This is a genomic window from Actibacterium sp. XHP0104, from assembly GCF_025751515.1.
Lineage (GTDB): Bacteria > Pseudomonadota > Alphaproteobacteria > Rhodobacterales > Rhodobacteraceae > Actibacterium_D.
Genome location: NZ_JAOWLE010000003.1, coordinates 228,647 through 242,543 on the forward strand (window position 1 = coordinate 228,647; position 13,897 = coordinate 242,543).

A 13,897-nucleotide genomic window follows, 5' to 3' on the forward strand; every position below is an offset into this window, starting at 1 on the left:
ACCCCTTAGCGCAAACTGTCGATCAGGCCGGAAATACCGCTTTTGTCCAAGACCTTCTGGATCAGCAGATCCATCGGCAGGTAAAAGACATGCAGCAGGTACAGCACCAGTGGCAGGCCAATGGCCACCGTCGCCAGCGCGACCAGAATGATGGTGCGGCGCAGCATCATCTGCCGCCCCGTCCGAATATAAGGAATGGTCGCGAAGGGCGCGATGCCCAGGTGGCTGCTGATATCGGCCGGGCGGCGCACCGACGAGTTCAGGAATTCCAGCAGCGCGATAAAGCCCAGCCCCAGCATGACGCCAGCCGCAACACTGGCGGCGGCGATCTTTTTGCGGTTGGGAGCAGAAGGTTTGCGCGGCACGGTGGCCTGTTCGACGACCGAGATCCGCTGGCCGCGCGACTGAGCCTCGATCTGGTCACCGGTGCGAGCGGCGGCCAGGTCGGCGGTGGCGCGGGTATATTGGGTGCGCAGGTTGTCATAATCGCGCTCTAGCGACCCCAGGGTCACCGCGTTCTTGGGCGTTTCCTCGATCGACTTGGCCAGTTCGTCCAGTTCGCCCTCGACGATGGTTTTCTGCTGGACGATGAAATCGACCTGGCCGTCAATATCGGCCAGCTGCAATTCAAAGGCCGACAGGTTCTCGCCCCCGGCGGTACCGGCGCTGCGACGGGCCATGACCTGGGCCTCAAGCGCCTCGACCTGGGCGCGCAGGGTGCGCACGTTGGGGTTCTGCTCGGAATAGAGAACCAGCGCCGAGGCCAGCTGATCGCGCAGCTGTTGCAGGCGCTTTTCCTCGGGCGACAGGTTGTCGCCGTTCAGGTCGGAGCGCCCGGTCTGTTCATACAGTTCCACCATGCGGGCGCGGCGGTCGCGAAGGCTGGCCAGTTCGCGGTCCATCTGCAGGCTGCGTTCCTGCAAAGAGGCCTGGCGGGTGCGGCGGTAATCCAGGCTGTCGGGCAGGGCATTCTGGTGCTGCAGGCGATATTCCAGGATCTTGGCGCCCTGCACGCCCATCTCGCGGTCCAGCCGCTCGACTTCTTGTTCAAAGAATTGCAGCGTCTGGCCCGACACCTGCGTGCGCAGGGCCACGTTTTCCTGCAGGATACGCGTCACCAGTTCGTTGGTAACCTCGGTCGACATGCGGGCGTTAGAGGCCTGGAACGACACGTTCACGAAAGACGCGGCCTCGCGCCGGCGGTTGGGCATCGAGAAATCGATCCGATTGCGCATATCTGCGACGATCGCATCGGGGTTGATACCGGGGCGCTCTGCATAAATGTCAAAATCGTTGGCCAGCTCCAGCAGACTGGCGCGGGTCAGCAGGCGCTGGCGAATGATCTGCAGGATCTCGGGCGTGCCGGCCCGCACGGTAGAGGCGGCAAGATCATCCGGGATCTGCGGCGATTCGACCAGCAAGGTGGCCTCGGCCCGGTATTCGGGGGGCAGCGTATAGGCGATGGTCAGCCCGACACCGGCCACGGCAAGCGCGATGACCAGAAAGTAGTGCAGGCGACGAAGAAACAGGGAAAAATAGAACTTGAGATCGACGGTCATTTAGTCGGTTCGTCCTCTTGACGGAAAGCGCCCGCGCCAAAAAAGGCCCCATCATCCAGGACTTCCTGAACCGTGACCAGCGTGACAGTTTTTTGATTCTTCGAGAATGCGTAGACCATTGCAAGGTCGCATAGCTGGTTGACCAGACGCGGCACGCCACCTGTGACCTGATAGATCAATTCGCAGGCAGCCTCGTGAAACAGGTTGCGCTCGGCGCCGGCGGTTTTCAGGCGGTGCGCGATATAGGCCGTGACGGTCTGGCGATCCATGGCCGACAGGTGAAAGCTGGCCGCCACACGCTGGGCGAACTGGCGCAGGTCGTCGCGGCGCACGATGTCGCGCAGCTCTGGCTGGCCCACAAGCACAAGTTGCAGCAGCTCGTCCTTGTTGGCGTTGATGTTGGTGAACATCCGCAGCTCTTCCAGCGACTCGCGGCTGAGGTTCTGCGCCTCGTCAAAGATCAGGATGACCCGGTGACCGGCGGCATATTCCTCGATCAGGTATTTCTGGAACTCGTCGAACAGGTCGACATAGGTCGCATCGGGCGAGGCGGGCTGATCCAGCGCCATCAGAACCCAGCGCAGCAGCTCCCCGCGCGACCCGTGCGCGTTCGAGATCAGGCCGACCTTTACGTCATCTTCCATGTTGCGCAGCAGGTATTGCAGCAACGTCGTCTTGCCGGCGCCAACCTCGCCCGTGATCAGCGTGATCGGGGCGCCGGTCAGGATGCCGTATTCCAGCATGGCAAAGGCCCGCGAATGCGAGGGCGACCAGTACAGAAAATCAGGATCGGGCTGCAACGAGAACGGGCGGTGCAGCAGGCCAAAATACTGTGTGTATATATCTAAGCGGCTTGCCATGTTTTCGGTGTATCCCGATTCCTTGTTACCTGCCATGGGCTTGGTCGCGCCCTGGGGCGCGGGCTCGTGGCGAAACCTCTTACCTCTGAATATCATGGGAAGCTTGGCCTCCACGCTCTCTTTCGCCGGCATGGGCACCGGTTCAGGGGCGGCGCCGATGCGATGGTGCTGGCGCAGGACCAGCGGAATAGACAATATCTTCGCGCGCTCGTTCACCTGGTCTGCTCCTTGCCGCAAGATTGCGGGCCGGTTGCCTCGAACGGCCTCGTCACTGATCAACCCGGGATGTCAGAATTGAGGCCTTGTCTTAAAGTTTGGATGAAAAATAAGGCAAGAATGCAGCAACACCAGCCCTCTTGCCCCGAATCGCGCCCGAATCGAAGCAATCGGGCATCAATAAACGGCGATTGGGCGCGCTGTTCGCGGTTTAAGGACAGTTTGAATGCATGTTTGCGCAATTATTGGTCCGATTCGGCCCCATTGTCGCCGATCAGACAACAATAATACCGATTCCCGGGCGGAATCGCAGGGCCAGCCATAGATTTGCCCCACAAAAGACAGAAATCGTTGTGGAGGCCCGGCCGGAGATGTTAAGGTTCAGTTAATAAAACAGTTTCCGCGATCCAGTTTTGAGTCTGGCAGCGGAGATGCTGAAGATAATTCACAGGGCAGTATATAGGCGGCCCCGGACAAGTGGTTCGAGGCTGAACAGGTTTTGAGTAGATCGTGCGTAACTGGTGCGCCGGTTCCGGATGTTAAATTGATGGTGAGAGATTTATTATGACCGCCCACCGAACTGACTTTTCTCCAGACTTTACCCTTCCGCATAACGCGAAGTTCGTTTCCGTCCTGTCCACCCCCGGCGTCTATCGCAATCGCGTCAAGCGTGTGATTGATGTTGCGCTGGTGCTGATGGCCGCCCCGTTCGTGGTGCCGGTCGTGGCCCTGCTGGCCCTCGCGGTATTTCTGCGCGTTGGCGGCAACCCGTTCTACACCCAAAAGCGTGTCGGCCGTCATGGCGAGACCTTCACCATGTGGAAGCTCAGCTCGATGGTAAAGAACGCCGACGAGCTGCTCGAGGGTTACCTCGATCGCAACCCCGAGGCCCGCAAAGAGTGGAACGAGAAGCAAAAGCTGTGCAACGATCCGCGTATCACCGGCATCGGCGCCGTCCTTCGCAAGACCTCGCTGGATGAGCTGCCGCAACTGTGGAACGTGCTGCGTGGCGACATGAGCCTGGTCGGCCCGCGTCCGATGATGCCCAGCCAGTGCGCGCTTTATCCGGGTTTCGCCTATTACGCCCTGCGTCCGGGCCTGACCGGTTTCTGGCAGATCTCGGATCGCAACCAGACCTCGTTCGCCGCACGCGCCGAGTTCGACAGCCACTATTACGAAACCGTCAGCTTCAAGACCGACGTGTCGGTCCTTGCGGCCACCGTTGGGGTTGTCATTCGCGGCACCGGGTGCTGAACAAACCGCGAGTATGCACACAAAAGCGTTCGCGCGGCTTGCGCGGGCGCTTAATTTTTGCCCCAATGTCATGAAATATCCAAGTCGCCGCCGCCCTGCGCCGGCGCACAGACAGTATCAGGATCAGATCATGCGTTTTGCCAAAGCCGGACTTGCCGCCCTTCTTCTCTCTGCGTCGTTGCTGACGGCCGGATGCGAGGATTCCGAAGAGCGCGCCGAGCGGCATTATCAAACCGGTATCGAGCTGCTGGAAAAGGGTGACGTCAGCCGTGCACTGGTCGAGTTCCGCAACGTGTTCAAGCTGAACCCCCAGCACAAGGACGCCCGCCTGACCTATGCCCGCACCATCAAGGGAAACGGGCACATTGCCGAAGCCTTTGGCCAGTATCTGCGCGTGGTCGAGCAATATCCTGACACGTTCGAGGCCCGGATCGAACTGGCCGAGATGGCGATCAGCATGCTGAACTGGGAAGAGGCCGAACGCCACGGCCGCCGCGCGCTGGAGCTCGAGCCCGAGAACCTGCGGGCCCGGATCGTGGTGAACGCATTGGATTACGCCAAGGCCCAACGGGATTCGAACCCGGTCGCGGCGTCGCAACAGGCCGACCTGGCCCGCGCGCTGGTGGCCGAGAAACCCGACTCGACCATCCCGCGCCGCATCCTGATCGACTATCTGTTCAATATCGGTGACCTTCAGGCCGCCCTGCCCGTGCTGGAAGACGGCCTGAAGCTGGAACCCGATTCCTATGACCTGCACGAGGCCAAGCTGCGCATCCTGCTGCGTCAGGACAACCAGCCCGCCCTGGGCGACGCGCTGCGCGACATGGTCGAGCGCTTTCCCGAGGATGAAAAGGTTCAGGGCTTTATGATCTCGTGGTTCCTGACACAGGATGACCATGCGGGTGCCGAGGCCTTTCTGCGAGAGCTGGCCAATCGGCCCGACGCCGATATCGCGCGCAAGATCACCGTTCTGCAATTCGTGCGCGCCACCCGCGGCGACGATGCCGCCCGCGAAGAGCTGGAGCGCCTGATCAACGAATCCGACGACCCGACCCGGTTCATCGTGATCCGCGCCTCGATGGATTTCGATGCTGGCGATACCGACAAGGCGATCACCAGCCTGCAAACGCTGACCTCGACCGCTGCCCCGTCCGAGGCGCTGCGCGATGCCAAGGTGGTGCTGGCGCGAATGCTGACCGGCACCGACAACGTGGTCGGCGCCCGCGCCGAGGTCGAAGAGGTGCTGCGTGACGATCCCAGCCATGTCGAGGCGCTGAAGATGCGCGCGGCCTGGATGATCGAGGATGACCGCACCGGCGACGCGATCGTCGACCTGCGCACCGCGCTGGCCCAGGCGCCGCGCGACCCGATGATCATGACCCTGATGGCGCAGGCCCATGAACGCTCCGGCGACCGTGAACTGGCCGGCGAACGCTATGCGCTGGCGGTCGAGGTGTCGAACAAGGCCCCAGCGGAATCGCTGCGCTATGCACTGCATCTGGTTGCGCAGGACCGCACCGATGCCGCCCGCGCCGTTCTGGATGACGCGCTGTTGCAGGCGCCCGATAACGTGCTGCTGCTGCGCACCCTGGCCGGGCTGCATGTCGCGACCAAGAACTGGAACGAGACCCAGCGCATCATCTGGAAGCTCAAGGCGATCGACACGCCCGACGCGCTGCAATCTGCCACCGCGATCGAAACCGGCATGATGCTCGAGCAGGAACGCGTCGACGACACGATCGCCTATCTCGAAGGTCTGGTGAAGGAAGACGAGGCCAACCTGTCGACCATCGTGCCGCTGCTGCAAAGCCAGCTGCGCGCCGGGCGCCAGGAAGAGGCGGTCAAGCTGATCGACGAACGTCTGGCCAAGGATCCGGCCAACCCCGACCTGCGCTTCCTGCGCGCCGGTCTGCACGTGCTGAACAACGAAACCGACCAGGCCGAGGCGATCTACCGCGGATTGCTGGATCAGTTCCCCGGCGAAGACAAGGTGCTGCGCACGCTGAACGCGTTTCTCGTGGCGCAGGGCCGCACCGACGAGGCCGCCGCGCTGGTCGATGAACAAATCGCCAAGAACCCCAAGGCGCTGAACGCGCGCCTGCTCAAGGCCGAGCGGCTGGAACGGATGCACGACTTTGAGGGCTCTATCGCGATCTACGAAGAGCTTTACGCCGAGAACAGCAACAACATGGTCGTGGCCAACAACCTGGCCAGCCTGATCAGCACCCATCGCGATGACGACGCCAGCCTGGAACGCGCCTTTGCCATCGCCCGCCGCCTGCGCGGGCTGGAACTGCCGCCGCTGCAAGATACCTATGGCTGGATCGAATACCGCCGCGGCAACTATCAAGAGGCGGTCGAAAACCTTGAACCCGCCGCCGAAGGCCTGCCGCGCGATCCGCTGGTGCAATACCATCTGGGAATGGCCTATCTGGCCGTCAATCGCACCGACGAGGCGAAAGCCCAGCTGGAACGCGCACTGGAAATCGGCGGAGAGATCCCGCTGCCGCAGATGGATCACGCCCGCGAGGTTCTGAAAGATCTGGCCGATCAGTAACTCTGGTCAATCACGGGCATTGGCGTGCATGTCAGTGTCGGTGATGCCGCCCGAACAATCCCCGGCACACGCCAAAGAACATGTCGCCGCCTCGTTGAGAGGAGACAGGCGACACGGTTTTCAAACTGTTGTCAGGGCTTTGTGGTCATCTCACGGCGCGCGCGAACTTCGCCCATCTTCATCGCGCCGCTTACCATTCTTCGCGCGGCCACCTTCGGCCTCAGAGTGACGCTGAAATAAACCGCAGCCAGCAATATCTGTGCCGTTACGAACCAATCTCTTAGCGTCACCGGATCGGCACCCTCGCCAGATCGGGCGATGTTGGAACGGCCGATCCTATAGTAGCGCCGAAATACCGCGCGGCGGGTCATCTCGTCGGGCTGGATCATATGCTTCACACAGGCATCAGGCACGTATAACAGCCGCCCGCCCTTGGCGCTGACGCTGCCGGCAAAACCGGTATCCTCGCCACCACCTGCGATACCTGTTCCTGCGTAATTCAGCTCTTCGGTGTCAAAGCGGATCGTGCCCAGATCCGCACGTCGGACCATCATGTTCCCGCCTTTGACGTCGGAAAACACCATCTCCTCTTGCGGGCGGTTCAGCCGCGTGCAGCCCCATGACTTTCCGATATCCGTCAGGAAGACCAGCCAGCGCTGCGGCTTTTTTCCAACCCATTCAGGCCTTATCTGACCACCAAAAAGAGTGATATCCGGGTGACTCCGCGCCGCCTGAACATAGGCCCGCAAACAGCCTGGCTCTGGCAGAACATCATCATCCCAGAACACAACGAATTCGCCGCGCGCATGCGAAAGCGCAAGGTTCAGCGCGTGCGATTTGCCGCTCAGGGGTTGGTGCAGCACCGTTGCGCCCAGACCTTCGGCATGGCGTTTCATGATCGTCACGGTTTCGTCGGTGCTGGCATTGTCTACGAGCAGAAACTCGATCGCACCCTCGGGCTTTTGCACAGAAGCAACCGTGGAAAGACAACGATCAAGCGTATCGGCCCCATTATAAGATGGGATCACCACCGAAATTTCTGTTGGACTATCTGTAGACATTTCTTACTCGTTCATTTGCTGCACAAGCATAACGGCTTCGAGTATATGTGCACAGCCTTATGGGCGTATTTCGGCCCAAACGCCCGGCTAAATCGCGACCGCCTGCGCCCCCGTTTCGGTGATTAACCGTCTAGATCTGTCCCGGGATCATAGCCCGCGATTGAGATCGTCTAAATAACTCAACGGTCCGCACCGGGTTCTAAAAATTATCCGGAAAGTCGCCGTGGCGGTCTCGTTTTGCGGCGGAGGGGCGGTTATTGTCGCGCCAGTTTGAACAGCCCAGCACGAGGCACCCATGCCCAAGGTCTCTGTTATCATTCCGGCCTATAACGCCCAGCGCTATTTGCGGCCGGCGGTCGACAGCGTTCTGGCCCAGGGCTTTGCCGATTTCGAGTGCATCGCCATTGATGACGGATCGACCGACGGCACGCTCGATATCCTGAATGAGATGGCCGCGCGGGATGCCCGGCTGCGTGTGGTGTCGCGGCCCAACAAGGGGCTGATCGCCACCCTGAACGAGGGGCTGGATCTGGCCCAAGGCGACTATATCGCCCGGATGGATGCCGATGACATCTGCACCCCCGACCGCTTTGCCAAGCAGGTGGCGTTTCTGGATGCCCATCCCGGCCACGCCGCCGTGGGGATGCAGGCGATGCTGATCGACGATGCCGACCGGCGGATCTGTGTTCTGCCGCTGCCGCAAGATCATGCCGGGATCGATGCGATGGGGCTGGAAACCAAGGCCGGGCTTTGGCACCCGTCGACGATGATCCGGGCCGAGGCAGCGCGAGAGATCGGCGGCTATCGCCCCGATTACGTTCATGCCGAGGATGTCGATTTCTGGCTGCGTCTGGCCGAGGTCGGACAGTTGGCGAACTTGCCCGATGTCGGGCTGTATTACCGGATGCACACCGAAAGCATCGGCAACAGCAAGCGCGACCGGCAAAAGCTGTCGGCCTGGACCGCCGCGCGCGATGCCGCCGCACGTCGCGGGCTGGAATTCACCCTTCCCCAACCCGAACCATCGCAGCCCGGCGCGGGCCTGTCGCTGTTCGCGAAATGGGGGTGGTGGGCGCTGCATGGCGGCAACCCGGCCACGGCGCGGCACTATGCCCTGCGCGAGCTAGGCCGCGCGCCGTTCCGTAAAGCTAGCTGGTCTTTGGCCGTCTGCGCCTTGCGCGGCCACTAGGCCTCGGGCGCCAGTTTCTGCACCGATCCGGGCCGTTTCAGCGCGCCCACAACCATCAATCGCCACGCATCACGCGACAGCGGCCCAGCCCGCAGGGCGCGGGTGGCGTATTTCCACCAGCTGGCGCGGTGGTTGTTTGTCCAGGCCAGCCAGCCATAGCGCAGCGCCAGCGCGCGCCGCGCCTCGTTTGAGGCGCCATCATGCATCGCGGCCTTGCCGGCGGGGTCGAACTGCCCGCTGATCCCGCGGCGTTCCCAGGCGGCCTGGCAGACACGGCGGGCATTGGCGGCCTGTTCCTCGCGCCGGGTCGAGCTGATGCTGGTCGAACTCAGCCGATACCGCAGCACGATCTCGCGCAGGTTGGCGATCTTGCCGATCTCGGCCAGGCGCAGCCACAGGTCCAGGTCGCCCGACGAGCGCAGCGTGCCGTCATAGCCGCCGATCTGTTCCATCGCCGACCGCCGCACCATCGCCGCCGGATGCACCATGTTCACACGGCCCGACAGGTTGCGCGCGTCGATGGTTTCGTGCCGCGTGGCGAACCAGCCGGGGCCCAGCGGCGCGCCGTCTTCGTCCATCAGTTCCCACTGGCCACCGACACAGACGTGATCGGGATGCGCATCCAGAAATGCCACCTGCAGGGCAAAGCGGTCGGGCAGCGCGATATCGTCGGAATCCATCACCGCCAGGTATTCCCCTGTGGCGCGCGACATCATCTCGTTTCGGGTGGCGAATACGCCCTTGTTTTCCGACCGGGTCAGCACGATGCGCGGGTCGCGTTCGGCATAGGTGCGGGCCACGTCATAGCCGGCGTCGCTGCTGCCGTCGTCATGGATCAGGAATTCAAAGTCGTCATAGGTTTGATCAAGGATGCCCTGGATGGCCTCGCCGATGAACTGTTCGGCATTATAGGCCGGCATGATCACGGAAATTCTGGGCATGGCTTGTCTTTGCTGTTGCGACCGGGTGTTGCGCGCAGGTTAGCGGCGGTCCGGGCAAAGCAAAAGGGGGCGCAGGGCCCCCTTTCACATGTTCATCCGATCCGGTGAGGATCAGGCTTTCTTGCGACGGCGAAGGGCAGCGAAACCGCCCAGGGCGCTCAGCATCAGCAGGCCACCAGCGGGCAGCGGCACGATCGAGATGCGGATCACCATGTCGTCATAGTCGAGGTCTTGGCGGCCATCACCAAAGAAGGCCAGCACGTTCTTGCTGTCTTCCTGAATGAACGCGATACGCAGTTTATCCAGGGTCGACCCTACGCCGTTGGTGATGGTGTAGGAAGCACCGCTCAGCTTGAAGGTGGTCTGGAAATAGAAATCCACGATACCGCCATCGTCCGGAGCCGAAATCGAGGTGCCGGCAGCGTCTTTGTTGCTGAGCGTCATGCCGTTCGACAGCGCGACGGCCAGGTTTTCAGCATTCGCTTCTTTACCAAGGAAGGTGTACTTCAGCGAGGCGGCTACATCCATCATGAGGCCAAAGCCACCGGCCAGTTCGGCACCGGTAAAGGTGGTGATCGCATCACCAGCGCTAACACCGGGAACGGCCGGCGTCGGGTCATATCCCTCAACAGTCAGGCTTTCAACCGGAAGAACCCCGGCAGAGCCCCCGACAATAGACAGGCTGGCAGCATGGCTCGTGGTCGCGAGGACCAGGGAGGTAAGTGCTGCACCAATTGCAACTTTCAGCTTCATTTTAATCTCCTTACAAATACGACTGGGCTGCGTGTCCAGCCTGGCAATAGTACCCAAGCGTGAAAATCAGCACTCGGCTAAAGAATACATTAAGGTTTCGACTGGACAAACAGCTTTTGCAAATAAATGCCGTTATGTCGCCACATTTTCAACCCAAGCGTGCATTTCGGCGGCAACCGCGCCGCCAGACACACCATAATATCCCCGAACGGGCGAGATCATCCCAAAATAGGGCCGGTCACGCACCTGCGATTCGTTAGGATTTGTTGGATTTTCAGTGATTCTGAGCGGCGCCTTCGGGCACGGCGATCAGGCCGCCCGAGCGCAGCCGTTGGGTAAGAAAACAAACCGAAACCCTAAGAATAAAGCCGAAAATTACCCAGATCACGCCAGCAAGGACATAGATGCCAAAGGCGGCAAGCACCGTTTGCCCCATGATCAATGCAACCACAGATGACAGTGAGCTAACAACGATGCCCAGCGCGATGATGGCGATCATGACCCGTGCCTTTCCCGTGTTTTCCGGCCCTTACGATCATTCTAGCAACGGATATTGCGCAACCTCAGGCCGAATCATGGCACAATTGTGGCACTCAACGGTAGACAAAACCTTGCACGATGCCGCGAAAACCGGGGTCTGCACTGTTGCAAGGGCGGCACGTCGCATCCGCGAAAACCCATAAGCCCCATGCCTTTGAAGGTTTTTCTTTAATTACTGCCGATTGCTCATTATCCTCTGCGGCGGGGCTCACCAGCAAACGTTTGAAAAGAGACTGCCATGAAACGGATCGTCCAAATTCTCGCCGCACTTCTCATTCTGCCGCTGACCGTTACGGTTGCTGCCGCGCAGGATGCCTATCGCATCAAGTCCGGCGACGTGCTGCGCATCGAGGTGCTTGAGGATAGCAACCTCAACCGCGAGGCGCTGGTTCTGCCCGATGGCAGCATCTCGATCCCGCTGGCGGGCACGGTGCAGGCCGGCGGCCTGAGCATCGACCAGGTGCGCGCCAACGTCACCGACCGTCTGGCCCCGAATTTCGCCGCGAAACCCACCGTGTTCGTGTCGCTGCGCAGCTTGGGCGCCGCCAAATCGTCGGGCTCCTATGTCGCGCCCAAGGTGCGGGTCTATGTGATGGGCGAAGTTGGCAAACCCGGTGTGGTCGAGCTCGAGTCGGGCACCACGCTGCTGCAGGCGCTGGCCCAGGTTGGCGGGTTCTCGAAATTCGCCGCGAAAAAGCGCATTCAGCTGCGCCGCACCGACAAGTCGAACACCGAGCAGGTGTACAAGGTCAACTACGACGCAATTCTGGCTGGTACCTCCAGCATCGGCACCACTGTTCTGAGCACCGGCGACATCATCGTCGTGCCGCAGCGGCGCCTCTTCGAGTAGTCAACGATAACCCGCCAAGGGGGCTGTGTTGAAAAAACATCTGGTATGGGGCGCCGCGGCGCTCGGCAGCACTGCAATTGCATGGGTTCCTGTGTCCGCACAGGAACCTTCTGCCATTAGCAGCACCTTCACCTTCGATCAGCGGCTGGAAAGCAGTTCGAACCTGGGGCTTGAAATTCCCAGCGAGGGCGACACCACACTGGCGACCACGACGCTGGGGTATGCGTTCAGCTCTGAGACCGCCACGCAAAGCTTGTCGCTAAACGCCTCGGCCAAGTATCGCGAGGGCAACGTGCCCGCGGGCAGCGACACCCAGCTGGGTCTGGTCGAGCCGCGCGTGACATTGCGCTATGCGCTGGAAGGGGTCGATTCGAAACTGACCACCAACATCGGCTATCGCGAGGATGACGTGACCTTCCTGCGGCCGCTCAGCGATTTCGTTGATGCGAACGGCGTGCTGATCCTGCCCTCGGATGCCGAAGACCTGTATGGCGGCGGCACCCGAAACGATCTGGATATGTCGGCCTCGCTGCGCACCGGAATCGACGCGCCGCTGGGTTTCAACCTCGACCTGTCGCACAAGGATGTCAGCTATCAGGACGTCACCTCGGGTGGCCTGAACGATTTCCGTCGCAGCAAGATTTCCGCCGGCAGCTCGATCGAGCTGAACGAGGTGGCCACCGCCAATGTCGGCCTCAGCTTTACCCGCTACGAGGCAGACGATATCGACAATACCGAGCGTGACACGACCCAGGTCGATGTCGGCCTGAACTATGCCCTGTCGGCCCGTTCGCGCGCCGATGTCAGCATCGGCTATACCGAGATCGAGACCACGGAATCGGGCGTTACCACCACCACGACCGGCCCGGTTTTCCGCGCGGGGTACGAAATCGACATGGCGAACGGCACTGCCGGCGCCACCTTCGCTTCGACCCAAAAGGAAGACGGCGAACGCAACACGCTGCGCTTCAGCCGCGAGATGACCCTGCCGGCCGGTTCTTTGGAAACGTCGTTGGGCGTGACCAAGTTTTCCGGCACCGGGTCCGAGCTGATCGGCGGCGTGCGCTGGCAGAACGACCTGCCCACCGGTAGCATGAACCTGCGCCTCAATCGCGACGTGCGCACCGCCAGCGATGACAGCGACCGGATCGCGACGACCATTGGCGCGGGCTACACCCATTCGATCAACGATCTGTCGAGCCTGAGCTTCAACGCGTCCTACGCCATGTTCGACAACACGGGCAGTTCGAACGATTCAACCCGCACCGATCTGTCGCTGAACTATAGCTATGCGCTGACCTCTGACTGGGATCTGAACGCGGGCGTTACCTATCGCGTGCGCGACGAAGACCTTGTCGGCAAGGCCGATTCGACCACCGTCTATGTCGGCATCGGGCGCAGCTTTACGGTGTTCCACTGATCCGTGCCCGGGCCGGATCTGACGCCAGACATGCCTGACCAGCCTGACCAGAGGCGCCGGTGGACCATGCCGCCGGCGATTCTTTTGGTGATCGCAGCCCTGTGCATCCTGATAGAGCTGGCCCTGGTCGGCGCCGATCTCAACCTGTGGGGCGCGCGCTGGTGGCGGCCGTGGCTCTATCAGCATGCCGCGTTCTGGCGCGGGCTGCTGGTCGAAGGCTGGCGCCCCAACTATCCGGCTCAGCCCTTTGCCATGTTCGTGACCTATGCCTTTCTGCATGCGGGCTGGGCGCATCTGACCGTCAACATGCTGACATTGCTGTCTTTGGGCAAAGAGATCATCACTCGCGGCGGGGGGCGTCGGTTCGGGGCGATCTATGTCGCCTCGATGCTGACGGGCGGCGTCGGGTTCGCGCTGTTCTCGGACGCGATCCAGCCGATGGTGGGCGCCTCGGGGGCGCTGTTCGGGCTGGCCGGCGCCTGGATCATCTGGGATTTTCGCAATGCGCTGGATCAGCGCCTGGACCGACGCCAGGTGATCACCGGGCTGTTGATGCCGGTGGGCCTGTTGGTGGTGCTGAACGTGGTGATGTATTTCGCGACCGGCGGCATGTTGGCCTGGGAAACCCATCTGGGCGGGTTCGTCGGCGGCGCGCTTGTGGCCCTGCCGCTATGGGCAAGGCCACAGGCCTGAGATC

12 protein-coding genes are annotated in these 13,897 nt (G+C 61.5%); 6 read left to right on the forward strand and 6 right to left on the reverse strand.

All coding sequences use genetic code 11. From position 1 onward, the window contains the following. Window positions 1-5: 5 nt before the first annotated feature. Window positions 6-1,559: a GumC family protein gene (locus tag OE856_RS07355; protein ID WP_263715429.1), complete on the reverse strand. Its 1,554-nt coding sequence runs from the start codon at window positions 1,557-1,559 to the stop codon at window positions 6-8. Continuing rightward, window positions 1,556-2,419: an ExeA family protein gene (locus OE856_RS07360; RefSeq protein WP_263715430.1), complete on the reverse strand. Its 864-nt coding sequence runs from the start codon at window positions 2,417-2,419 to the stop codon at window positions 1,556-1,558. The genes OE856_RS07355 and OE856_RS07360 overlap by 4 nt, the downstream gene beginning before the upstream one ends. Window positions 2,420-3,199: 780 nt before the next feature. Between OE856_RS07360 and OE856_RS07365 the strand changes: the two genes are divergently transcribed. Continuing rightward, window positions 3,200-3,889, forward strand: a complete 690-nt coding sequence (locus tag OE856_RS07365; protein WP_263715431.1) for a sugar transferase — start codon at window positions 3,200-3,202, stop codon at window positions 3,887-3,889. 130 nt (window positions 3,890-4,019) lie between these two features. Further along, complete coding sequence (locus OE856_RS07370) at window positions 4,020-6,446, forward strand: tetratricopeptide repeat protein (protein ID WP_263715432.1); 2,427 nt, start codon at window positions 4,020-4,022, stop codon at window positions 6,444-6,446. A 131-nt stretch (window positions 6,447-6,577) separates the two neighbouring features. Here OE856_RS07370 and OE856_RS07375 read toward each other — a convergent pair whose 3' ends face one another. Next, window positions 6,578-7,507 (reverse strand): glycosyltransferase, encoded by a 930-nt coding sequence (locus OE856_RS07375; protein WP_263715433.1) that lies wholly within the window; start codon window positions 7,505-7,507, stop codon window positions 6,578-6,580. Window positions 7,508-7,802: 295 nt separating this feature from the next. Here OE856_RS07375 and OE856_RS07380 point away from each other — a divergent pair, with 295 nt between their 5' ends. Further along, window positions 7,803-8,696 carry a glycosyltransferase family 2 protein gene (locus tag OE856_RS07380; RefSeq protein WP_263715434.1) on the forward strand — a complete coding sequence of 298 codons (894 nt, stop codon included), beginning with the start codon at window positions 7,803-7,805 and terminating at the stop codon, window positions 8,694-8,696. Here the strand turns inward: OE856_RS07380 and OE856_RS07385 are convergent. The 3 genes from OE856_RS07385 to OE856_RS07395 form a co-directional block, all read right to left on the reverse strand. Then, a complete protein-coding gene (locus OE856_RS07385) occupies window positions 8,693-9,637 on the reverse strand; it encodes a glycosyltransferase family 2 protein (protein ID WP_263715435.1) in 945 nt (314 codons plus the stop codon). The two genes, OE856_RS07380 and OE856_RS07385, sit on opposite strands and share 4 nt — an antisense overlap. A gap of 111 nt (window positions 9,638-9,748) precedes the next feature. Continuing rightward, a complete protein-coding gene (locus tag OE856_RS07390; protein ID WP_263715436.1) occupies window positions 9,749-10,390 on the reverse strand; it encodes a VPLPA-CTERM sorting domain-containing protein in 642 nt (213 codons plus the stop codon). A gap of 274 nt (window positions 10,391-10,664) precedes the next feature. Then, a complete protein-coding gene (locus OE856_RS07395; RefSeq protein ID WP_263715437.1) occupies window positions 10,665-10,889 on the reverse strand; it encodes a hypothetical protein in 225 nt (74 codons plus the stop codon). A gap of 279 nt (window positions 10,890-11,168) precedes the next feature. Between OE856_RS07395 and OE856_RS07400 the strand changes: the two genes are divergently transcribed. From OE856_RS07400 to OE856_RS07410, 3 genes are all read left to right on the forward strand, one after another. Beyond that, window positions 11,169-11,780 (forward strand): polysaccharide biosynthesis/export family protein, encoded by a 612-nt coding sequence (locus tag OE856_RS07400; RefSeq protein WP_263715438.1) that lies wholly within the window; start codon window positions 11,169-11,171, stop codon window positions 11,778-11,780. A 91-nt stretch (window positions 11,781-11,871) separates the two neighbouring features. After that, window positions 11,872-13,200: a hypothetical protein gene (locus OE856_RS07405; RefSeq protein ID WP_263715439.1), complete on the forward strand. Its 1,329-nt coding sequence runs from the start codon at window positions 11,872-11,874 to the stop codon at window positions 13,198-13,200. Window positions 13,201-13,266: 66 nt separating this feature from the next. After that, entirely contained in the window at window positions 13,267-13,893 is a 627-nt protein-coding gene (locus OE856_RS07410; protein ID WP_263715440.1) for a rhomboid family intramembrane serine protease, read from the forward strand. Window positions 13,894-13,897: the final 4 nt, after the last annotated feature.

Excerpts from the sequence above, each read along its gene's own strand:
- OE856_RS07370 (WP_263715432.1), top strand. The coding sequence starts at position 4,020 with ATGCGTTTTGCCAAAGCCGGACTTGCCGCCCTTCTTCTCTCTGCGTCG.
- OE856_RS07365 (WP_263715431.1), top strand. The coding sequence starts at position 3,200 with ATGACCGCCCACCGAACTGACTTTTCTCCAGACTTTACCCTTCCGCAT.
- OE856_RS07385 (WP_263715435.1), bottom strand. The coding sequence starts at position 9,637 with ATGCCCAGAATTTCCGTGATCATGCCGGCCTATAATGCCGAACAGTTC.
- OE856_RS07355 (WP_263715429.1), bottom strand. The coding sequence starts at position 1,559 with ATGACCGTCGATCTCAAGTTCTATTTTTCCCTGTTTCTTCGTCGCCTG.
- OE856_RS07390 (WP_263715436.1), bottom strand. The coding sequence starts at position 10,390 with ATGAAGCTGAAAGTTGCAATTGGTGCAGCACTTACCTCCCTGGTCCTC.
- OE856_RS07395 (WP_263715437.1), bottom strand. The coding sequence starts at position 10,889 with ATGATCGCCATCATCGCGCTGGGCATCGTTGTTAGCTCACTGTCATCT.
- OE856_RS07400 (WP_263715438.1), top strand. The coding sequence starts at position 11,169 with ATGAAACGGATCGTCCAAATTCTCGCCGCACTTCTCATTCTGCCGCTG.
- OE856_RS07380 (WP_263715434.1), top strand. The coding sequence starts at position 7,803 with ATGCCCAAGGTCTCTGTTATCATTCCGGCCTATAACGCCCAGCGCTAT.
- OE856_RS07360 (WP_263715430.1), bottom strand. The coding sequence starts at position 2,419 with ATGGCAAGCCGCTTAGATATATACACACAGTATTTTGGCCTGCTGCAC.
- OE856_RS07375 (WP_263715433.1), bottom strand. The coding sequence starts at position 7,507 with ATGTCTACAGATAGTCCAACAGAAATTTCGGTGGTGATCCCATCTTAT.
- OE856_RS07410 (WP_263715440.1), top strand. The coding sequence starts at position 13,267 with ATGCCGCCGGCGATTCTTTTGGTGATCGCAGCCCTGTGCATCCTGATA.